This window comes from Arthrobacter sp. NPDC057013, from assembly GCF_042674585.1.
Classification (GTDB): Bacteria; Actinomycetota; Actinomycetes; order Actinomycetales; family Micrococcaceae; genus Arthrobacter.
This window is the reverse complement of sequence record NZ_JBHUSE010000004.1, coordinates 152558-171385: the sequence shown is the minus strand read 5'-3', so window position 1 is coordinate 171385 and position 18828 is coordinate 152558. Positions and strand designations below refer to the sequence as shown.

General features: G+C 64.3%; 20 protein-coding genes and 1 pseudogene. 4 read left to right on the top strand and 17 right to left on the bottom strand.

Going from position 1 to position 18828, the window contains the following annotated elements; all coding sequences use genetic code 11:
- Positions 1 to 3: 3 nt before the first annotated feature.
- The 4 genes from ACFTSA_RS08050 to ACFTSA_RS08035 are packed head-to-tail and all read right to left on the bottom strand — an operon-like array spanning position 4 to position 2167.
- The gene (locus tag ACFTSA_RS08050) at positions 4 to 450 is read right to left on the bottom strand and encodes a nuclear transport factor 2 family protein (RefSeq protein WP_377922937.1); all 447 of its coding nucleotides are present in this window, start codon (positions 448 to 450) and stop codon (positions 4 to 6) included.
- Positions 447 to 623 carry a hypothetical protein gene (locus ACFTSA_RS08045; RefSeq protein ID WP_377950752.1) on the bottom strand — a complete coding sequence of 59 codons (177 nt, stop codon included), beginning with the start codon at positions 621 to 623 and terminating at the stop codon, positions 447 to 449. Before ACFTSA_RS08045 ends, ACFTSA_RS08050 begins: the two co-directional genes overlap by 4 nt.
- Before the next feature lie 32 nt (positions 624 to 655).
- Positions 656 to 1405: a glucose 1-dehydrogenase gene (locus tag ACFTSA_RS08040; protein WP_377950751.1), complete on the bottom strand. Its 750-nt coding sequence runs from the start codon at positions 1403 to 1405 to the stop codon at positions 656 to 658.
- Between the two features lie 30 nt (positions 1406 to 1435).
- Positions 1436 to 2167: an SDR family oxidoreductase gene (locus ACFTSA_RS08035; protein ID WP_377950750.1), complete on the bottom strand. Its 732-nt coding sequence runs from the start codon at positions 2165 to 2167 to the stop codon at positions 1436 to 1438.
- 166 nt (positions 2168 to 2333) lie between these two features.
- Between ACFTSA_RS08035 and ACFTSA_RS08030 the strand changes: the two genes are divergently transcribed.
- Positions 2334 to 3179 carry a helix-turn-helix transcriptional regulator gene (locus ACFTSA_RS08030; protein ID WP_377950749.1) on the top strand — a complete coding sequence of 282 codons (846 nt, stop codon included), beginning with the start codon at positions 2334 to 2336 and terminating at the stop codon, positions 3177 to 3179.
- Between the two features lie 268 nt (positions 3180 to 3447).
- Here the strand turns inward: ACFTSA_RS08030 and ACFTSA_RS08025 are convergent, their stop codons facing one another.
- The 11 genes and pseudogenes from ACFTSA_RS08025 to ACFTSA_RS07975 form a co-directional block, all read right to left on the bottom strand.
- Positions 3448 to 4953, bottom strand: a complete 1506-nt coding sequence (locus ACFTSA_RS08025; protein WP_377950748.1) for an aldehyde dehydrogenase family protein — start codon at positions 4951 to 4953, stop codon at positions 3448 to 3450.
- A complete protein-coding gene (locus tag ACFTSA_RS08020; protein WP_377950747.1) occupies positions 4950 to 5687 on the bottom strand; it encodes an HD domain-containing protein in 738 nt (245 codons plus the stop codon). Before ACFTSA_RS08020 ends, ACFTSA_RS08025 begins: the two co-directional genes overlap by 4 nt.
- 41 nt (positions 5688 to 5728) lie before the next feature.
- Positions 5729 to 7033, bottom strand: coding sequence for an NAD(P)/FAD-dependent oxidoreductase (locus ACFTSA_RS08015; protein WP_377950746.1), 1305 nt, complete (start codon positions 7031 to 7033; stop codon positions 5729 to 5731).
- Positions 7034 to 7035: 2 nt separating this feature from the next.
- Positions 7036 to 7356 carry a 2Fe-2S iron-sulfur cluster-binding protein gene (locus tag ACFTSA_RS08010; protein WP_377950745.1) on the bottom strand — a complete coding sequence of 107 codons (321 nt, stop codon included), beginning with the start codon at positions 7354 to 7356 and terminating at the stop codon, positions 7036 to 7038.
- Positions 7357 to 7403: 47 nt separating this feature from the next.
- On the bottom strand, positions 7404 to 8180 hold the full coding sequence (locus ACFTSA_RS08005; protein ID WP_377950744.1) for an SDR family NAD(P)-dependent oxidoreductase: 777 nt from the start codon (positions 8178 to 8180) through the stop codon (positions 7404 to 7406).
- Positions 8173 to 10041 carry a PEP-utilizing enzyme gene (locus tag ACFTSA_RS08000; protein ID WP_377950743.1) on the bottom strand — a complete coding sequence of 623 codons (1869 nt, stop codon included), beginning with the start codon at positions 10039 to 10041 and terminating at the stop codon, positions 8173 to 8175. The genes ACFTSA_RS08005 and ACFTSA_RS08000 overlap by 8 nt, the downstream gene beginning before the upstream one ends.
- An 87-nt stretch (positions 10042 to 10128) precedes the next feature.
- The gene (locus tag ACFTSA_RS07995) at positions 10129 to 11247 is read right to left on the bottom strand and encodes a PEP/pyruvate-binding domain-containing protein (RefSeq protein ID WP_377950742.1); all 1119 of its coding nucleotides are present in this window, start codon (positions 11245 to 11247) and stop codon (positions 10129 to 10131) included.
- Positions 11248 to 11252: 5 nt separating this feature from the next.
- Positions 11253 to 12530, bottom strand: a complete 1278-nt coding sequence (locus tag ACFTSA_RS07990) for a cytochrome P450 (protein WP_377950741.1) — start codon at positions 12528 to 12530, stop codon at positions 11253 to 11255.
- 154 nt (positions 12531 to 12684) lie between these two features.
- Entirely contained in the window at positions 12685 to 13479 is a 795-nt protein-coding gene (locus ACFTSA_RS07985; RefSeq protein WP_377950740.1) for an IclR family transcriptional regulator, read from the bottom strand.
- A 60-nt stretch (positions 13480 to 13539) separates the two neighbouring features.
- Entirely contained in the window at positions 13540 to 13860 is a 321-nt protein-coding gene (locus ACFTSA_RS07980; protein ID WP_377950739.1) for a hypothetical protein, read from the bottom strand.
- Positions 13770 to 14243 (bottom strand): annotated as a pseudogene (locus ACFTSA_RS07975) (hypothetical protein); the annotation flags it as partial. The gene ACFTSA_RS07980 and the pseudogene ACFTSA_RS07975, both read right to left, overlap by 91 nt.
- A 344-nt stretch (positions 14244 to 14587) precedes the next feature.
- Here ACFTSA_RS07975 and ACFTSA_RS07970 point away from each other — a divergent pair.
- Positions 14588 to 14821 (top strand): hypothetical protein, encoded by a 234-nt coding sequence (locus ACFTSA_RS07970; protein WP_377950738.1) that lies wholly within the window; start codon positions 14588 to 14590, stop codon positions 14819 to 14821.
- Between the two features lie 1451 nt (positions 14822 to 16272).
- Here ACFTSA_RS07970 and ACFTSA_RS07965 read toward each other — a convergent pair.
- Positions 16273 to 16521 (bottom strand): retinol dehydrogenase, encoded by a 249-nt coding sequence (locus tag ACFTSA_RS07965; protein WP_377922859.1) that lies wholly within the window; start codon positions 16519 to 16521, stop codon positions 16273 to 16275.
- A gap of 51 nt (positions 16522 to 16572) precedes the next feature.
- Here ACFTSA_RS07965 and ACFTSA_RS07960 point away from each other — a divergent pair, with 51 nt between their 5' ends.
- On the top strand, positions 16573 to 16872 hold the full coding sequence (locus tag ACFTSA_RS07960) for a TetR/AcrR family transcriptional regulator (protein ID WP_377922858.1): 300 nt from the start codon (positions 16573 to 16575) through the stop codon (positions 16870 to 16872).
- Positions 16873 to 17183: 311 nt separating this feature from the next.
- On the opposite strand, the gene ACFTSA_RS07955 is transcribed toward ACFTSA_RS07960, so the two are convergent.
- Positions 17184 to 17393 (bottom strand): hypothetical protein, encoded by a 210-nt coding sequence (locus ACFTSA_RS07955; protein ID WP_377922857.1) that lies wholly within the window; start codon positions 17391 to 17393, stop codon positions 17184 to 17186.
- A 153-nt stretch (positions 17394 to 17546) separates the two neighbouring features.
- On the opposite strand from ACFTSA_RS07955, the gene ACFTSA_RS07950 reads away from it, so the two are divergent.
- Positions 17547 to 18332 (top strand): YqjF family protein, encoded by a 786-nt coding sequence (locus ACFTSA_RS07950; RefSeq protein ID WP_377950737.1) that lies wholly within the window; start codon positions 17547 to 17549, stop codon positions 18330 to 18332.
- Positions 18333 to 18828: the final 496 nt, after the last annotated feature.

Here is an 18828-nt window from a genome sequence, read left to right as displayed (position 1 = left end):
CGGTCAGCCCACGCTCGAGGGACGCTTGTCGCTCCAGTCGATGACGAGTTTGCGGTCGCTGAAGCGCCACTCGCCGTCGTACCGGACGAAGGTGTCGAGGTAGCGGATCGAGAGGACCAGCAGGACCCGCTGGCCGTTCTCGGTCCACAAGTGGTGCGCGAGGCAGTAGGACTCGCCTGTGGCGGTGTCGCCGTCGACGTTGATCGTACTCTGCCCGTTGAAGTGGGTGGTGATGTCGTATGTCTGCAGAATCTCGAACGACTTGGCGAGTGCGGCCTTCCCCTGGATGACTTGCATGGGCTCGGTCGATCCCGGATCGCCCGGATACACTGCGACCTTCCCGTCGGGGGTGAAGAGCTCGGCCTGCTGCTGGCGGAGGCGGCGGTCGGCGAAGTGTGCCCAGCCGTCGACCAGAGCGCGGATCGCCTGGTGGTCTGAAACGGTGGTCATGCGTTAGTTCCCTCGAGCTGGCTCGTGATGACAGTGGGTGCGGCGCCGGCCCGGCGGAGCCGCCGGCGGAGCATCCAGGCCTGGATGACGAAGAACGCACCGCCGGCGGCCGCGTACAGCATGAGCGGATCAAGCGCGGCTACGCCACGGATGAGGAAGATTCGGGTTTGCAAGAGGGACCTCCGGTCGACAGTAGGGCTGGTTATCACGGGACGGAGTAGCCGCCGTCGACGGGCAGGGCGATGGCGGTGACGAAGCTGGCTTTGTCGGAGAGCAGCCAGAGCACGGCGTCGGCGATCTCGGCGGGCCGCGCGATGCGTCCCAGCGGGTGCGCGGCGCTGAGCGACTCTCGGGTGGCCGGATCCAGTGCCGCGATGAGCTGGGTATCGACCAGGCCGGGAGCGACCGCGTTGATGCGGATTCCGTGGGGTGCGACCTCGAGGGCGGAGCTCTTGGTCATCGCGATTTCGGCGGCCTTGGTGGCGGTGTAGCCGGAGAACCCGGGGACGCCGAGCAGCCCGGCGCCGGAGGACATGTTGACGATCGCGCCCGATCCTTGCGCGACCATTGCCCGGAGCTCGTACTTCATCGACAGGAACACGCCCCGGACGTTGAGGGCGATCATGTGGTCGAGCATCTCGGTGGAGTAGTCCGTGGTGAGCTGGTACTCGCCGTCGTACCCGGCGTTGTTCAGGGCGAGGTCGAGGCGGCCGTTCTCGGTCGCGGCCGCGATGGCGTTCTCGACCTGCGCCTCGTCGGTCATGTCGGCCACGACGAACCGGGCCGAGCCGCCGTCGGCCTCGATCAGGCGAACGGTTTCCTTCAGGGTTTCCTCGGTGCGGCCGGTGACGGTCACCAGTGCTCCTTCGGCCGCCAGTGCCAGGGCGCTGGCGCGCCCGATCCCGCTGCCGCCTCCGGTGATGAGCGCGGACTTGCCCGCAAACTGCTTGGTCATGTGAGTTTTTTCCTTTCTCTGCAGGGGGTGTCAGAACTTGGCAGCGGTCGGGTTGACGACGATCTCGCTGACGTCGACGTCGGCCGGCTGGGCGATGGCGTAGCCGATAGCTCCGGCGATGGCCGAGGGGTCGATGCCGATCGTTTCCGCGGTCTCCCGGGCGCCCTGCCGGGTGTCGGGGTCGCCGCCGATGGTGGTGAGTTCGGTAAGGGTGAAGCCGGGGCTGATGATGGTGACGCGGATGTCGCTGGTCTCCTGGCGCAGGCCTTCGGACAGGGCGCGAACGCCGTACTTGGTCGCGCTGTAGACGGCGCCGGTCGGGTAGACCCGGTGACCGGCCGTCGAGGCGACGTTGATGATCTGACCGGACTTCTGCTCGTTCATCACGGGAAGGACCGCGGCGATGCCGTGCAGCACGCCGCGCAGGTTGACGTCGATCATCTGGTTCCAGTCCTCGACGCGCAGGGCCTCAACGAGGGAGAGCGGCATGACACCGGCGTTGTTGACCAGTACGTCGATCCGCCCGTGCCGCTCCAGAGCACCGGCGGCGAAGGCCTTGACGCTGTCAGGGGCGGTGACGTCCAGTTCGGCGTACTCGGCCTGGTAACCGGCGTCGGTCAATTCCTTGACGAGCAGTTCGAGGCGATCAACGCGCCGGGCGCCGAGTACGACAAGGTGGCCCGCGGCTGCCAGGTGACGGGCGGTCGCTTCACCGATGCCGCTGGAGGCGCCGGTCACGAGCACGATCTTAGGGTTCTGCATTGTGGGGTGTCCTTATTGGTGTTGGGGTTCCTGCCAGGGATTCCTGACACCATCCAGATAACCAAGCGCGCGGAAGCCCAAGAAGGGGTGCGCTTTTCCCGGGGTACGGGCTACAGGGGGCCCGGCAGACCCCCCTCAGCCCGGTGGCCGCGCTAGCCTGATAGTTATGAACCAGTCCGTTCCCGAGACCGATCTTCGGGAATTCCTGCGGACCCGGCGGGCACGGATCACGCCGCAGGAAGCGGGTCTGACCGCGTTCCCGGGGGTCCGGCGGGTTCCCGGCCTGCGGCGCGAGGAAGTCGCCCAGTTGGCCGGCGTCAGCCTCGACTATTACGTACGCCTGGAGCGCGGCCGCAGCGCGTCTGTCTCGGACGCGGTCCTCGAGGCGGTGGCCAGGGTCCTCAAACTCGATGACGACGAACGCGAGCACCTGTTTGCGCTGGCCCGACCGGGCCGACCGGCGCCGCGCACGGACACGCCTGAGCCTGCGCGACCCGGCCTGCTGCGTGTGCTCGACAACATCACCAACATCCCGGCCCTGCTACTGAGCCATCGCCTGGACGTCCTTGCCACGAACCACCTGGCCCGCGCGCTCTATCTCGACTTCGACGCGCTGCCAGTCGAGGCCAGGAATATCGCCCACTACCTGTTCCTCAATCCCGCCGCACGCGATCTCTACGCCGATTGGCCCGAAACAGGCCGGGAGATCGTCGGCATGCTGCACTTCCAGGCGAGCCGCCATCCACACGACCCCCAGTTACCCCGGCTGATCGGACAGCTGTCATCCGGCGACCCTGACTTCCGTCGCTGGTGGGCCAACCAGGACATCTTCAAGCCCCGCCACGGCTCCAAGCACTACCGCCATCCCCTGGTCGGCGACCTGATCCTCGGCTACGAGTCCTTCACGCCCACCGGCGATCCCCACCAGACACTCGGCCTCTACACCGTCGAAACCGGGTCACCGTCCGAGCACGCACTGAGCAAGCTGGCCATGAGCGCAGAACGACCATGAAGTGGCCGAGACGGAGACCTCGGCAAAATTGGTCTCCGGCTCGGCCGGTCGTGGTCAGGAGGCCGGGATGACGATGTGTTCGACGTCGGCCGTGCAGTGACTGGCACCCATCCGGGCTGCCGCCCGCGCCCGCTTGTCATAGGGCCGGTTACCGGCGTTCAAGCAGAGGGAGATGCAGTAGCTGCGGGAACTCCCGCCCAAAGGGAATTCGACACTCACCTTCGTTATGGCGTGCGATCCCCCGGGCCCCGGACCGAGCCGAAACGCGCTATGCGCGGCGGTGGATGGACTTGTAGCTTAGGTAGGCGCTCAGGCCTTCTTTCCCGTACTCCGTACCGAGGCCGGAGTTGTGCCGGCCGCCGAACGGCGCGGCATGGTTGGAGGCGAAGAAGTTGATGCCTACGGAGCCGGTGTCCATCCGGTCAGCAACAGCGAGGGCGGCCTCAGGATCCTGTCCGAACACGAGCCCACCCAGACCGAACTCGGTGTTGTTCGCCAGTGCAACTGCCTCGTCAACGTCCTTGTATTTCAGGATGCAGATTACCGGGCCGAAGATTTCCTCGCGGGATATCCGCATCGCGGGTGTAACGTCAGCGAATACGGTGGGTTCCACGAAGTAGCCGCCTTCCAAGCCCCCGCCCAGCGAGGCGGCACGTCCTCCGGTCGTGGCGCGGGCGCCTTCTGCAAGGCCCGATTCAACGTATTCCAGCACGGTCCGGTATTGGGCCTCGGTGGCGCACGGCCCGAACACGGTGCCGGGATCCAACGGGTCCCCCTGCTTTCCGGCGGCGATTGTGGCCGTGACCATGTCCACGACTTCCTCGTAGCGGCTCGCCGGAGCCAGGATGCGGGTGGAGATGTAGCAGGTCTGCCCGGTGTTCCGCATGCAGGAGCGAATCAGCACCTTGGACATGGCGTCCAGGTCAGCATCCGGAAGCACGATGGCACTGGATTTTCCGCCGAGCTCCAGGGTGACGGGGCGCAACAATTCCCCGCACGCAGCAGCGATTTTCCGGCCCACAGGCGTGGAGCCGGTGAAGGCGACCTTGTCTACGCCCGGGTGCCTGACCAGCGCGTCACCGAGCCGCCCGGAGCCTGTGACCAGGTTGACCACGCCTGCCGGAACGCCGGCGGCGGCCACCGCGTCGATGACGACACGGAAAGACAGCGGGGTGGGCGAAGCAGGCTTGATCACGACGGTGCATCCGGCCAGCAGCGCAGGTGCGAGCTTGATGACCACCAGGTTGATGGGATAGTTCCACGGCGCGATCAGCGCGCACACTCCCACAGGGTCGCGCCGGACTACGGATTCACCGCCGCCGTTGGGGAAGGGGCGGACGTCCTCGTGCTCCAGGTACGCGGCGAGCGTGGCGAAGTAGCGGAAGATACCGGCGGCGTTGGCCGCAGCCCCGGCGGATTCGGAGACCGGTGAGCCGTTTTCCAGTGAGTTGGTCAGGGACAGCTCATTGGCGCGTTTTTCCAGTTCCTCGGCAATGCGCACCAGGTACTCTGCCCGTTCGGACGGGGTTAGCCGGTGCCACTCGCCCTTGAAGGCTCGCTGGGCGGAGGCTACTGCGGCGTCCAAGTCTTCGGGAGTTCCGTCCGGCACTGATCCCCAGACTTGTCCTGTGGCGGGGTCGGTGACTGGGTTGCGGCCGGTGCCGCTGGACGGAGTCCAGGCCCCGTCGATGAAGATGTCGTCCACATGGGTGTACGGCAGGGACAGGCCCGCCCGGGCGGCAAGGGCTGGAGCGTCGTGCGTGGCTGCGGTCATCGGATGACTGCCGTCTTGAGCAGGGCGTTGGAACGGTTGAGGTCCGCGGTGGCCATATCTAGGGCGGCTTGGGTGATGAGTTCGGGCACAATCTCGGTGGCCAGCCTGTCGGTGTAAGTGGCCGGATCCATGCCGAACCACGACGAGGCCAGCGCGATTCCGGCATGGTCGAAGCGCCACAGCCTGTCAGCGTCGCGCATCAGTGCATCCTCCAGGGAACGGGCCACCGGGCGCGTGTCATGCCCGTCGATAATTTCACACACGCGTTCCACAAAAGCCGGAGAATATCCCAGCCCAGGGAGCACCCGGCGTGCCACGCTGCAGCCCTGCACCTCATGTTCAAACCGAATGGCTGCCTTGCGCCAGTCTCCGGCGAAACCCTCGGAAATGATGCGGGATTCATCAACGTGGGCCCAGCCTGTGTCATGCAGCAGGGTGGCAACCCGCACCAGTTCGGCATCGGCACCGGGGTAGGCCCGGCACAGCCGTTCGGCGAAAGCCAGCGAAATCGGCAGGTGGATGTCGTTGCCGCGGGTCCGGGTCTCGTGGACAACGGCCTTCCACAGCGCGTCGAGCTCTTCAAGGGCGGCCGGCGTGGTGCTGATGGGGGTGGTGTCCACCGGGCCGGGCGCCGGGACTGGCCGGAGGCTGTACTCGGCGTCGAAGGCCTGGGCCAGCACATCCGTTTCAGCGGCCGGGTCGGCTGGGGCGACCGGAGTCTTGGGGGTGCTCATAGTGCTCCTTGGGGGTGGGCCAACCTGCTGTCTGAGTGCAGTTAGCTGTCCGTGGTGATGGTCTTGAGGGGTGTGGCGGTCTCGGCAGCGGCGTGGGCGGGGATGTTCTGTCCTTTGGCCAGTGCGTTCTTCACGGCCATGAAGTCCAGTGGCGCGTTGACGCAGTCAGCGGCGATGATCTGGCCCTGCCGGTAGTAAAGGACGGTGAACTTTCCGCGTTCCTGACCTCGCCGGACAACGGTCTGGTCGTAGCCGTTGCAGAGGCCCGCGATCTGCAGCTTCAGATCGGCCTGGTTGGACCAGAACCACGGTATCCCGGCGTACTCCTCTCGCCTGCCCATGAGTGAGTAGGCGGCCACTTTGGCGTGCTCGATGGCGTTGTTGACGCTTTCCAGCCGGATCCGTTCGCCCGGATCCGAACCGGGGACGGGGTTGGGCATGTTGGCCACGTCCCCTGCCGCAACGGTGGTGCCGTCAGAGGCCAGCGCGAACCGGTCCACCACCACCCCGTTCTCCACTGCCAGGCCCAGCTGTTCGGCCAGGTCGGTGTTGGGGATGACGCCGATTCCAATCAGCACAATCTGGGCTGGCAGCACCGTGCCGTCATGGAGTTCGACGGCGGCAACTTTCGTGCCGCTGTCGTTCGCGGTGAAGCGTACAGCACTGGTGTTGAGCCGGATATCCAGACCGCGGGAGCTGTGCGTCTGCAGGAAGTACTCGGCAGTCTCCTCCCCCACCGCCCGGCCCACCAGCCGCGGACCGAACTCGAGAACGGTGACGTTCTTGCCCATTTTCTGCAGGCTGGACGCGGCCTCCAGGCCGATGAACCCGCCGCCGATCACCACCACGTCCGTGGCGTCACGCACCCGGGCCTTCAGGGCCAGTGCGTCGTCGGCGTTGCGCAGGTACAGCACACCGTCGAGGTCCCCGCCGTCAATTTCCAGCCTGCGGGCGCGTGCACCCACGGTCAGGGCCAGCCGACGGAACGGGAACTGCCGGCCGGAGGACGCATGCGCCACCCCGGAACCGTCCGTTTCCTTGTCGATCCGGACGATGTATTCGCCCTTGACCAGCTCCACATCATGCTCGGTCCAGTACTCGTTGGAGCGGAATATCAGGGACTCGCTCTCGACCGTTCCTTGGAGGAACTCCTTGGACAGTGCGGGGCGTTGGTAGGGGCGGTGGTCCTCGTCCCCGAGCAGTGTGATGTGTTCATCGAAGCCGAGGGCGCGCAGGGATACCGCAAGCTGAACGCCTGACTGGCTCGCGCCGATGATAAGCAGGCCGGTGCGGGTGCGGGTTTCGCTGCCGGATATGCTCTGTTCCGCCGCCACTGTGGTGCCCATTTCTACACCTGTGTTTCCGGGGTGGTGATGAAAAGTTCGGAGCTTTCGGTGAGGCGGAGCTGGCAGGACAACCGGGAGTTCTTCTCGCGGTCCACGGCGGTGCCATAGAGCATCTCGTCCTCCATGTCCTCCATCGGAGGCAGCTGTTCGAGGCAGTCCTCCCGGACGAAGACGTGGCAGGTGGCACAGGACAGCGAGCCGCCGCACTCGGCCACGATTCCGGGAACGCCGTTGCGCACGGCGGTTTCCATGACCGAGTCGCCGGGGTTGCCCTGGACGTCGCGGACAGCACCTTCGGCGTCAGTGAAATGAACCGTTGGCATGGGGTTCTCCTTGGGGGTTGAAGTCGGTTTTAGGGGTGGGGCAGGGGCTAGATGAACTGCCGGCCACCGTCGACCACCATGGTTTGGCCGGTGTAATACGAGCTGTCGGGTCCGGCGAGAAACAGCGCGGCTCCCACGATGTCCTCAGGCTGGCTGGCCCGTTTGATGGCACCGCGGTCCACGCCGTAGTTCTCGGCGTTCTCCATCAGCCCGTAGCTGGCCTCAGTAAGCGTGAAACCCGGGGCGATCGCGTTGACCGTGATTCCCCGCCGGCCCAGTTCCTTGGCCATGACCCGGGTCAGGGCCACCACGCCGCCCTTGGAGGCCACGTAGTGCAGCCACTGCTCGGAACCGCTGTAAATGGTGGCGCTGGAGAGGTTGATGACGCGCCCGCCCTCGGGCAGGTATGGACTCGCGGCGCGGGTCACCAGCCAGGGGCCTTTGAGGTTTACGTTCATGACCAGGTCCCATTCCGCGGGATCGATGTCCTCAAACGGGCTGCGTGTCACCGCCGCGTACACCGCGGCGTTGTTTAGCACGACGTCGATGCTCCCGTTACCGAACTCCGCACAGCTTTTCGCCAGGGCCTCTGTGGAGTCGACATTGGTGACGTCCGCGGAGAAGGCAGCCGCGTCGGCGCCGCTTTCGCGGACGAGTTTCGCGGTCTGTTCAGCGCCCTCGAGATTGATGTCCGCTACTGCCACCCGGTACCCGTGGCCGGCAAAGCCGAGCGAAAATGCCCGGCCCAGCCCGCCGGCGGCACCGGTGATGAGGACGGTTTTTCCCGCTTCTTGCCCGGTTGCGGGCACAGTCTCTTCAGACATGGCTGTGGCTGTGGGCGCCGGGGCCGGTGACCAGCAGCTCGTCCTCGGCGTCAAGGATCTCGACCGTGCCCTTGGTTCCGTCCACGCGCAGCCGCTGGCCGGTCTTGATGGTGGTGGAGGCGGATCCGGTGCCGGTGACGGCCGGAAGTCCGTACTCGCGGCACACGATCGCGGCATGGCTCATCATTCCGCCGATGTCGGTGACCGTGGCCTTGATCTTTCCAAAGATCGGCCCCCAGGACGGTGCGGTGACGGTTGCGATCAGGATCTCCCCCTGCCGGACCTCCGAAAGCTGGTCAGCATCGTGGACCACGCGGGCCAGGCCTTCCACCACGCCGGGTGACGCGGCCATGCCGCGCAGGCCGCCGCCTTCAACCGCTTCGCCGGCGCCCAGCCATTGCTGGACCTGCTCGGTGGTGATGCCCCAAAGCATCCGGGTGAACGGTTCGGTGATGGATTCCGGCGGGGTGTTCAGGGCCGGGGCGGGGCGGGCTGTCTTGAGGGCGTCCACTATGCCGCGGCGGCGCTCGATCTCTTCGGGCCAATAGTCCGGGCCGATGGGCTTGGCCCCCACGCCCCAGCCGGTGACCAGGTCAAAGAGCGCGTCCCGGACCTCGTTGCGGCCCAGGTACAGAAGGTCGTCGGGCTCGGTCCAGAAGCCTTCGGCATGCAACATGCGGGACAGTTCGCGGATCTTGCGCCAGAAGACACCCATGGTCCAGTGCTCGATGTAGAAGTTGTGGTTCTCCACGTACGGGTAGGCGGTGGCCGCCAGCCCACGCTTGGCGTCGAAGATAGCCTGGTTTTCGCCTTCCAGCAGGTCGCGGTATTCCTCGACAATCCGGTCGCGTTCGGCGATAAGGGCTTCAACGGGGCGCATGATTTCCTGGCCCTCGTCCAAGCGGCGGATGTAGTCCGCGATGTAGCCCAGTGGAATTTCCTGGTGCTCATTCCAGTACTTGTCGTGGCCGTAGAAGCCGTTGCCCACGGTGAAGTTGAACCACGGGTCCTTGGCCCCCTCGTACTGGGCCATCCACTTTTCCCCGCCGGGGGCGGACGCGATGGCACCCAGGGTGGCGTCGACGTCGTCGGTGTTTCCGAAGTGGGCCTGCAGCCCAAGTTCCACGGCGAGCTTGGCCAGCTGCTTGAGCTCGTCGTCCGGGCGGAACAGTTCCATGTCGACGCCCTGCACCATGGCCGCGATCGACTGGTCCGGAACGTTGGGAAAAACCTGCTTGCAAAAGTTAAAGAAGTCCAGGTAGGCAATGTAACCGAGGTTCAGGAACTCGAAGTGGTACTGCCAGTTTTGGTAGGCGAGCTGGATGAGACGGTCATAGTTTTCCAGCAGCTTCTCAGAGCCGTCCTTGCCCTTGCCCGCGACGATGTCCTCCATGGGGACAAGGTCCGGGAGCTTGGGGAAGGAGATGGTTTCCATCTCCGCAATGGTGCCCTTGACCTTGATGTGCCAGTCCTTGAGCAGCTGTTCCCAGTTCTGGAAGTAGTGTCCCACCCGTTGCTCAAACAGGGGCACGCGGGCGGCGATCTGGTCCTGAGGCACGGGGATGGGCGACATGTAGAGGTAGCCAAGGTGGATGCGGAATTCGATGCCGTTGGCGTTGGGGATCATCAGGTGCCGGGCGTTGTACTGGCCCAGGCATTTGACCGCGAATTCGCCGCCGATGGTCTCAAAAGGCTTGAAAACCGTGGGCCAGTGCTGGCTGTCGCAGAACCAGAACTTCGCGTCTTCCTGCTCCTTGAGCTTGTCCTGGAAGACCAGATAGTAGGGGTAGATCTTTTCCCAGCCCTCGGCCCCGGCGGGAACCGGAAGCGCGGAGGGTTTGGGGAAGGACTTGAGGGTCATGGCGGTCCTTTCAATGGGCTCGGCGTTGAGCCTTGGTGCGTGGAGTCTTGCTTGAGGAGCTTGAGGAGCTTGGGGAGTGTCGGTGTCTTAAACGGAGGGCTTGAGCAGGGATGCGGTGATGCTGCCGAGGCTGAAGCCGCCGGCCGCGGGGGTGGTGGGGCTGGAGATTCCGCCGAAGTAGCCGCCCGGGGTGGCGGTGGGCTGTGCGGCCGGTTTGGAGGAGTGTACGGTCTCCGGGCGGCTCTGCAGCAGCAGGAGGTTTTCGCCGTCGGGCAGGTCCGAATCCAAGGCCCATTCGATGTCCTGGGGGCACTTGTAGTGCTTTTCGGCCTGCTTGGCCATCTGGGCGACCGCGGTGAGTTCGGTGCCGGTGAGGCTGCGGCGGCTGCGGCGGTCGGCGTCGACCTCGCGTTCGATGAGCCGTTTGGCGCCGGGGTCGGGAACCAGTTCGGCGTGCTTGTCGCCGAGGTGTTCGTTCACGACGGCGAGCGTGACCTTGTCCAGGACGATGTTGTCCGGCGTGACCTGGCCCGAGACGACCATTTCGCCCACACCGTAGGAGGAATCGATGGTGATCTTGGAGCGGTCGCCATTGGTGGGATCCATGGTGATGGCGACGCCGGAAACGCGGGAGTTGACCATCTTCTGCACGACGACGGCCATGGAGAGTCCCTGGTCGGGGATGTTGTTCTTCAACCGGTAGATGATGGCGCGGGAAGTGTAGAGGGAGGCCCAGCACTGGCGGATGTGCTCGGTGGCAGTCTTGACGCCGTCGAGCCAGAGGTAGGTGTCCTGCTGGCCTGCGAAGGAGGCGTCCGGCAGGTCTTCCGCGGTGGCGCTGGAGCGGACGGCCACCGGGACGGGGGCGTCGAAGCGGTCCATGAGCGACTTGTAGGCGGCGATGGTCTGATCGCGCAGGGTTTGGGGCACCGGGCGGGAGCAGATGTCCTCGCGGATGGCGGCGGAGACCTGGTCCACCCGAGCGGTGTCCTCGGGGTCCAGGTCGGCGAGCAGCTGGTTGATTCTTGCCGTGATGCCGGCCTCGTCCATGAAGGCGTCGAACTGGGCGGTGGTGACCACGAAGCCGGGCGGGACGGGCATGCCCGCGGAGGTCATGGTGACCAGGGATGCGCCCTTGCCGCCGAGGTTTTCCAGTTTCGGCTCGATTCCGCCGTCGAAAAACTGGATGTAGTCGTTGCTTTCCATGGTTTTTAGGCCTTCCAGGTGACGGGGACGGTTTCGGGGACGCGGAAGGAGAGGTTTTCGCGGAAGTCGATGGATTCCGGGTTCTCCAGCTGCAGCTCCGGGGCGAGCCGGGCCACTTCCTCGAGCGCGATTTTGGCTTGGAGTTTGGCGAGCATGTTGCCCAGGCAGTAGTGGATGCCGAAACCGAAGGAGAGGTGCTCGCGGGCGTTGGGACGGGTAATGTCGAAGTCCTCGCCGGCTGCGAACTTGCTCTCGTCGCGGTTGGCCGAGCCCATCAGGAGCAGCAGCTGGGCACCTTCGGGAATCTTTACCCCGTCCACCGTTGTGTCCTTGAGGGCCTTGCGGCGCCAGCCGACGATTGATCCCGCATAGCGCAGGACCTCATCAATAGCTCCGGGGATCATCTTGGGCTCCTCAACCAGCTGCCGCCACTGCTCGGGGCGTGCAAGGAGCTCACGCAGGGCGTTGGAGATCAAGGTCGTAGTGGTTTCGTGGCCGGCGAAGAGCAGGCTGTAAAGCACGGAAGCGATCTCATGGTCGGAAATCTCAGCGCCATCCTGCTGCGCTTTGACGAGGTCTCCGGTGAGGTTGTCTCCGCCCTCCTCGTGCGCCACCTTGACCAGGCGCAGGCATTCCTGCCAGTACTCCACCAGATTGTGGGCGTGGGGGACCTGCTCCTCATCGCTCAGGTCGCCCCAGGTCATGGCCGCCCGGGAATCGCTCCAGCGCTTGAAAGTGTCCACCTGCGAGACGTCCGCACCGATCAGGGTCAGGATGGTAATGGTAGGGACGTCGTAGGCGAGGTCTTTCACGAGGTCACCGCGGCGTTCCGGCCGGGAGAGCATCTGTTCGATCAGGGTGACAACATTCTGCCGAATGAAGGGTTCCAGTGCCTTGTAGCGTCGGGGGGTGAACGCTTTCTGAACCACCGCGCGGATCCGGGTGTGCTCCGGCGGGCGCCGGGCCGAAAGGCCCGAATAGGCGGTAAACCCGCCGTCTTCCATGATCTTTTTTGCAGCGGGGCCCCGTTCCCGGACCGGCGCCTGGGCGTTTTCGCTCGAGAACGTCTCCCAGTCCTCGAAGACAGCCTTGACGTCGTCATAGCGGGAGACGACGTAGAGGCCGACGCGCTCATCGAACATGACGGGCTGTTCCGCCCGGAGTTCGGCGTAGGCCGGGAAGGGGTCCTTCATCTGGAACGGCTCGTAGCCGTGGTGCCCGGCGGGGGCTTCGGCGCCGTACCCGAAGGGACAGCGGCCGGCCGTTTCTGTCGACGATGACATCTGGACTCCTGGTGAATTGGTTCCGCAGCGCGTCAGGCACGCGGGCGATTTCTACTCACCAGTGTGTCCCCCATCACCGCGGCATGACAGGGAGTACTTCCACTGAGTGGAAACCAATGTTCTTGCTGGTTCTTTCCCGGCGGGCAGGTTGCGGTCAGCCCTTGGGTGCGACCTGGCTTCCGAGCAGGGTCTCGAGCGGGATCCGGGCGGTGGCACGTTCAATCTGGGCCGAGATTCCCTTCAGCACCGGCAGGTGCCGGGTCATCGTGGCAGCTTGGCTGGTGGGCAACACCAGGCCAATTGAGGCCCCGATCCTTCCGGTGTGGAACACCGGAACGGCAATGGAGCAGGATCCCAGCCGCACCTCCTCCAGGGTTGTGGCATAGCCCTGCTCACGAATTTGAACAAGTTCCTCGGCCAGGCGCCTGCGGTCAACGTGGGTGTGGGCGGTGTGTCGCTCCAGCTGCCGGTTCAGGTAGGCGTCGCGGACCCAGTCCTCGTCGAAGGCGAGAATGACCTTTCCGACAGCGGTTGCGTGCATCGGGAGCCTGCCACCGACGCGGGAGGCGCGCGGGACTCTCTTGGAGCTGTAGACGCGGTCGATGTAGAGCACGTCATGGCCGGCCCGGACGGCAAGGTGGGCAGTTTCGCCAGTAAGGGAAAACAGGTCCTGGATGTAGGGGCGGGCTGCGTCGCGCAGCTGTCGCCCGGTGTTCTGGGCGAGTTCCCACAGCCGGATGCCCGGCTGGTAGCGCCCGTTTGGCTCGCGGGAAAGGAATCCCCATTCCGTCAGTTCATTGACGAGTCTGTGAGTCGTGCTCAAAGGCAGGCCGGACTTCGCTGCGATGTCGGTCAGACTTAGGGCCCCACGGGATTTCTCGAATGCCTCCAGGATGGCCAGAACCTTGGATGTCACGGTCCGTCCTGGTTCGCGGCTGCCGCCGGCCATCGTGACTCCTTATCCTGTATGTGTCCACTGCAGACCGCCTCCCTGCAGTTCGATCAGAGTCTAGTCTGCGCTCAGGACCGCCTGTCGTTGAGGCCACAGCGTGACGGATTCCAGTGCGGACAACGGGCTGGCCATCGCTTTCGCTTCCTCCGTGAAGAGGTAACCGTGGACCCGCTGACTGCACAGCCGCAGGGCCTGGTTCCGGTCAAGCCCGAACCAGTCCATGACGGTGTCAAGGCCGTGCGGGCTGAGCCGCCAGGTCTTGTCCGCGTCCTTCACGATCGCGTCCTCTATAGAGGGCGCAGTCCGCCGGGCGTCGTGACCATCGATGATGGCAAGGATCCCAGGGACCTTCGAGGCGTCATAACCTGCCTGCGCCAAGATACCGGTGGCCAGCCTGGCGCCCTCCTTCTCGTTAAGCTGGCGCCCTCCTTCTCGTTAAGAAAGACCAGATCCGGCCTTCCGCCCCCTGGAGCAATGGCCTGCAGAACCTCCTCCGGCAGCACCTCGGACCACCCCACGTCGTGGAGCATTATGAGTTCATCTAGATTCCAGGCGGAACTTACAACAGATGTGAATACAGAGCCGCCATCCACTTCGAATTCGTTCAGGATCGATGAGGCCCTTTCGATCTGTTCCCCAGGGGAGGTCCAAACGCCGTCGTAAACAGAGGCAAACCCGAGCATCTTGAGACGCGTCCTCAGTCGGTTGCGGGTCTCGCGACGACTTTCGGGCAAGGAGAACATGCACAGGGTCCACTGCCCCGTCCACGGTGCTCCGGACCCAGGGCCATGATCCCGGACCCCGCTTTACAAGATCACGGGCTACCAGGGAAGTGAACCGGCGCCTGTGCCTTGCTGGAATCGCACCCCGAGGCTGACGCTGCCATCGTTCTCCCGGCACTACATCTCTAACCGGCCAGCGGTGTAGCGGCATTGCTGATTAAGGGTCGGTGCCCGGACCGGTAGGCAGACGCGATGACTGGTTCGAGCTCGTCAATCACGGTACGGCTCCCCGGGAGAACCACATGGGCGAGAAATTCCGATTCGATCGTCGCAACTCCGGCTCCCACCGCTGCGAGTTTGGCGTCAATCGATAGAGCGAAGGCATGCCAAAACCTGCGGGCATCGAGCTCCAGGTCTTTTGCCTTAACTCCTCGGCGACGGACTTCAGCGACATCACCCGGGACAACAGGGATTCCGTCGGGCTGCGGCACAGAGACGACAACGCGGAACTGCCTTCCACAGGCCCTGAACGCGATGGCGCTGAGGTGTCCACGTTGACTGAAACGAACATCTGTCGCCCCAAAGTCCAGCAGCGCCCGCTCGACATGTCCCCGTGAAGCCCCAACGCTAAAGGAGTCACCACGCGTGTAAAAACTCCGGGAATCAAAAGTTGACATGTCCAATTATGCGCTCCCATGCCGCCCTTCGGCTGCTTCAGCGCATTCGGCCGGATGAACAAAAGCTACAGTGACGATTTCCTTGGGGAACTCCAGACGCAATGTGCTCCGCCGGGCCTAGTGTTGAGTGTGTCGGCACACGCCGCGCAACTACCCTCAGGGAGGGTGCATGTACTCCAACCAGTCCAGCTCCGAACAATTCATGCTGTATCTGAAAAGTCTGGGTGGTTCAGAAGCTGATGTAACCGGACCTGCCTGCGTGGTCAGCGATAAGGACACCGTGGAGACCGTAGTCTCGCGAATGAGGAGGGAGAAGTACGCACACGGTAATAACCTGGTGGACCCTTCAATTCTTCAGGCCTCCGCGCAAGTCCTAATCAGTAGGCGCGACGAGAGCGACCCCGGCCACCAAGATCCGTCAGTCATTCCGACACAACCAGGGAAACCATTCCCATCAAGAGCCTGAAAGACGCCAAGGTCTGGGCGAGGGAACGACTCGACGCCATAGGCGCCCAGGCCGGTGTTTTCTGTTTCTCCACCGTGGGCAGCACAGGACCGGGAACGGGGACACTCGCTTCCGACCCGCTGCCGTGTGGACCGTCAACCGGCGGTAACTAACTCCAGCCAGTACCCGTGAAGGACGTCCGGTTGGCTATTTAGCGTTAGCGCGTCCGAGTTGGCGCTGTCTACGCTGCCGGCCAGCCGGGTGCATTGACGCTCACAATGTGTCCAAGGTCACGTGCTCCCGCTCTTGAGCGGACTTCGCTCGCATCAAAAACCCACGCAGCCCCCTGACCTGCAGCGTTACTGGAGCCCATCACCACTAACAGAACCAATACACCGTCCACGAGCAGTGGCTAACTCAGCCAGTGATCCTGATAGGCCGCGCCCGGCTCGCTATTAAGCGTTAATGCGCCCATGCTGGGCAAGAGCAGAGCGATGAATCGGTCAAGCAACAGCCCCCGAAACGTGAACCTCAGGCGCTGATTAACGACCAGTTCACAGTTCCCTGTCAGGGCCGTTACGCAGTCAGCGGCTGTGATGGACTGCGTCACCCCCGGCAACAGCCCTTGGCACATTTGCGAAAGGCAGCCACTGCCGGTGTCGGTCAGGCTGACGGAATACCGCTTATCGGCGTCATTGGCACAGGAGTGCCTGCAAAAGGGCGCTGGATCCTGGACGGAGCCGGGGCTATCACCACCGCTAATCCCCGCAGTGAGGTCAGGCGCATACGGCGCGAGTCAGCAGCGGAATCCCCGACATTCGATCTGCATGATCCGCCCTGGGATAATTCTGCGGGCGCTCAGTTGCGTGGTAACCGCGCCGCTGATGAGGGCATCGAACTGGTGGTCGGTGAGCAGGCCGCGAGCGGTGATGAGCGGCTGGGGTCCTTACCCGACGGCGTGTCGGGTCTTCGGCTTCGCGACTGTCACTGCCTTATCAATCGCGTCGGCGATGACCGACGGTGGGGAGTTGCGGTTCCCGTTCGCCTCCGACCGCAGCGACTTTGCAACGGCGTCCGCCCGGGCCGCGTAGGGACCGTTCCCGGACGTTTCCTCAACGAAGTCCGCTGCGATCCCGCCCCACTCGGTCGCGATGCCGCCGGGCTCAATGACGACAACATTGACTCCGAACGGCATGATCCTCGACGCTGCCCGGGCGGAAATCGCGGAACGTGGGCGGATGTAGGAATGGAGGTGATTGCGAGTACCGCCGGCGTTGCCGTCGGGACCCTTTACCGGCATTTTCCTACGAAGACTGATCTGGTGGGCGCTGTGCTGGCCGGGTACGTCGAGCAAATCACCGTTGAGGCCGAATCGGCCTTGGACCGCGCCAAAGGGCGGTGGTTCGCCGTTGATGGTCATCATTGCCTTTCTGTGAGGTGGTCCGAATTTCTGCGCTTAACGCGGGTGCGAAATCTGCCGCTCCTGCTCTCGGTGCTGCCGCGGGCGTCGATGAGACCCGTGTGGCGGGGGCTTTGTCCGAGCTGATCGAAATGGGAATAGCGGCCGGGCAGATCCGTCGGGATCTCACTGTTGCGGACATCTATATGCTCATCTCAGCTGCCCCTTTGGATCAGACAGAAGCAGTGCGTGATCGGTGGGGTGCGTTGGTTCTGCCTTGCCTTACTGCCTTTCAAAAGCGCTGCAAAGCCGGGGTGCCAGGCCTGCCTGTTCAGCGCTCGAAAGCATGTTGGCCCCAACGCTCGCCTGCCCTGGTGGAATTCCCGATGCGGGCGGTAGAGATGCGCGGGGTGGCGTCGGTCAGGACGAACCCGCCTGCCGTTCATTTCGTGTTCACGTCAGAGCGCGCAGCTGCGGTGGCGTTCGATGAGGTGACGGGCCATTTGCTGGGCGAGTCCGACAGCTTCCTGGTCCCCTTCCATGGTGGCAATGATGGACCCCTTCAGCAGGAGGTGCCACAACCGGGCGAACACATCGCAGCACTCAAGTCGTGCGGCCTCGGCCAGGTCCTGGGCGTGCCCGCTGCGCACAGCCGCCCCAGCCGTCATGACACCGGACTCCCAGCCGCGCTTTCTGTCATTTTCGGGCCCATTCGCTTATTCCTCCTGGGCGGGCTATCGCGGGCAGGCCATGGGGTAATGGCACTGTCCACCCGGCTTCTGTTCTTGCCGCCAGCGGCGGGGACGGGGCACGATGAGTGCATGCCTACACGGGACGGTCCCAGCAAGATTTGGGAAGCGAGATGGGGCACGGACACTGACGCCCCGGCAGGGGCCCTGAGCGGAAACGTCCGATATTTCCCGTTGCCGGTGTATCAGTCATGGGCTGATGTGGTTTTCCTTCATTGGAGGATTCCCGTAGCAGTAGCGCTTCCTTACATGCCTCCTGGTGTTGAGCCTGATGTGTATGCCGGTTCGACGTGGGTCGGCCTGATCGGTTTCCGGGTTCCGGGCACGCGCCTGGGGCGCCTGGGTCTTCCTTATGCCGGAACGTTCACCGAGGTCAATGTCCGGCTGTATTCCCGTGACGCTGCGGGCCGTCACGGGGTGGTGTTTCTGTCCTTGGATGCCGACAGGCTCGCGTTCGTGCTGGCCGCCCGTGCCGCCGGAGTGCCGTACGTGTGGTCCCGCTGCCGCCCCACGACGATGCCCGGCACAATCCCGCGGGGATATGGATACGAAGTCGAGCGGTTCCGCAGGCAGGGGACGTCCTCGTTCGGCGCCTACCCTGCCATGGACCACCCGGCCGTGGACGGGTTATCCCTCTGGCTCACAGCCCGCTTCGGGCTCCATGCCCGTGTGGGGCGGCGGGTCCTGTACCTGCCCATCGCCCACCGACCCTGGCCGCTGTATCCCGCTGGCCCGGCCACATTGGAAGACGCACTGGTCTGCGCCGCCGGGATCACGGTCCACGGCCCGCCTGACTCAGTGCTGTACTCCCCCGGCGTCCGGACTCAATTCGGATGGCCCCGGCAGGTTCTGGGCTGATCGTGGCACACGAATACAGGGCAGGCTTGCCCGCGTAAAATTAGGACCGACCGGCGGCGGACGCTTGCCGTGTGTCCCCCCACACCGGCTGGCCCCCAGCTCCGTCGTCGGTCCTGTCCGCGGTTCCGAAGGACAACGCCATCGGACACCCAAAGCGATTGCGCCAGTTCGGCGTCGGCTCCAGCCACGACCGAAACCTACCCGTTCCATACGCCAATTGTCGGGGCGCAGGCTCTGTAGGTTGACGAAACCTCCATAATCGGCGTTCAAAAATAGCCGGGGAGTGCCTGCAAAAAAGGCTATTTCCTGCCTTCGCCGTGTTCTTCTCTCCATAATTCGAAAGTCAGAACTACTTGGCGAGCATTGACTATGACGGTTTGATTCAGGACCGGTGTGACGGCTTGAATCAGGACCACCCGCGACTCGCCGGTTGACGGTTTGGCCAGGACCCCAGTGATACTTTCATCTGCTGAGAGCGAGCATTGGGAGGTCCCGG

Coding starts and splice junctions, on each gene's coding strand:
- ACFTSA_RS08050 (WP_377922937.1), bottom strand. CDS start 450: ATGACCACCGTTTCAGACCACCAGGCGATCCGCGCTCTGGTCGACGGC.
- ACFTSA_RS08040 (WP_377950751.1), bottom strand. CDS start 1,405: ATGACCAAGCAGTTTGCGGGCAAGTCCGCGCTCATCACCGGAGGCGGC.
- ACFTSA_RS08035 (WP_377950750.1), bottom strand. CDS start 2,167: ATGCAGAACCCTAAGATCGTGCTCGTGACCGGCGCCTCCAGCGGCATC.
- ACFTSA_RS08030 (WP_377950749.1), top strand. CDS start 2,334: ATGAACCAGTCCGTTCCCGAGACCGATCTTCGGGAATTCCTGCGGACC.
- ACFTSA_RS08025 (WP_377950748.1), bottom strand. CDS start 4,953: ATGACCGCAGCCACGCACGACGCTCCAGCCCTTGCCGCCCGGGCGGGC.
- ACFTSA_RS08020 (WP_377950747.1), bottom strand. CDS start 5,687: ATGAGCACCCCCAAGACTCCGGTCGCCCCAGCCGACCCGGCCGCTGAA.
- ACFTSA_RS08015 (WP_377950746.1), bottom strand. CDS start 7,033: ATGGGCACCACAGTGGCGGCGGAACAGAGCATATCCGGCAGCGAAACC.
- ACFTSA_RS08010 (WP_377950745.1), bottom strand. CDS start 7,356: ATGCCAACGGTTCATTTCACTGACGCCGAAGGTGCTGTCCGCGACGTC.
- ACFTSA_RS08005 (WP_377950744.1), bottom strand. CDS start 8,180: ATGTCTGAAGAGACTGTGCCCGCAACCGGGCAAGAAGCGGGAAAAACC.
- ACFTSA_RS08000 (WP_377950743.1), bottom strand. CDS start 10,041: ATGACCCTCAAGTCCTTCCCCAAACCCTCCGCGCTTCCGGTTCCCGCC.
- ACFTSA_RS07995 (WP_377950742.1), bottom strand. CDS start 11,247: ATGGAAAGCAACGACTACATCCAGTTTTTCGACGGCGGAATCGAGCCG.
- ACFTSA_RS07990 (WP_377950741.1), bottom strand. CDS start 12,530: ATGTCATCGTCGACAGAAACGGCCGGCCGCTGTCCCTTCGGGTACGGC.
- ACFTSA_RS07985 (WP_377950740.1), bottom strand. CDS start 13,479: ATGGCCGGCGGCAGCCGCGAACCAGGACGGACCGTGACATCCAAGGTT.
- ACFTSA_RS07970 (WP_377950738.1), top strand. CDS start 14,588: ATGCCAAAACCTGCGGGCATCGAGCTCCAGGTCTTTTGCCTTAACTCC.
- ACFTSA_RS07965 (WP_377922859.1), bottom strand. CDS start 16,521: ATGCCGTTCGGAGTCAATGTTGTCGTCATTGAGCCCGGCGGCATCGCG.
- ACFTSA_RS07960 (WP_377922858.1), top strand. CDS start 16,573: ATGGAGGTGATTGCGAGTACCGCCGGCGTTGCCGTCGGGACCCTTTAC.
- ACFTSA_RS07955 (WP_377922857.1), bottom strand. CDS start 17,393: ATGACGGCTGGGGCGGCTGTGCGCAGCGGGCACGCCCAGGACCTGGCC.
- ACFTSA_RS07950 (WP_377950737.1), top strand. CDS start 17,547: ATGCCTACACGGGACGGTCCCAGCAAGATTTGGGAAGCGAGATGGGGC.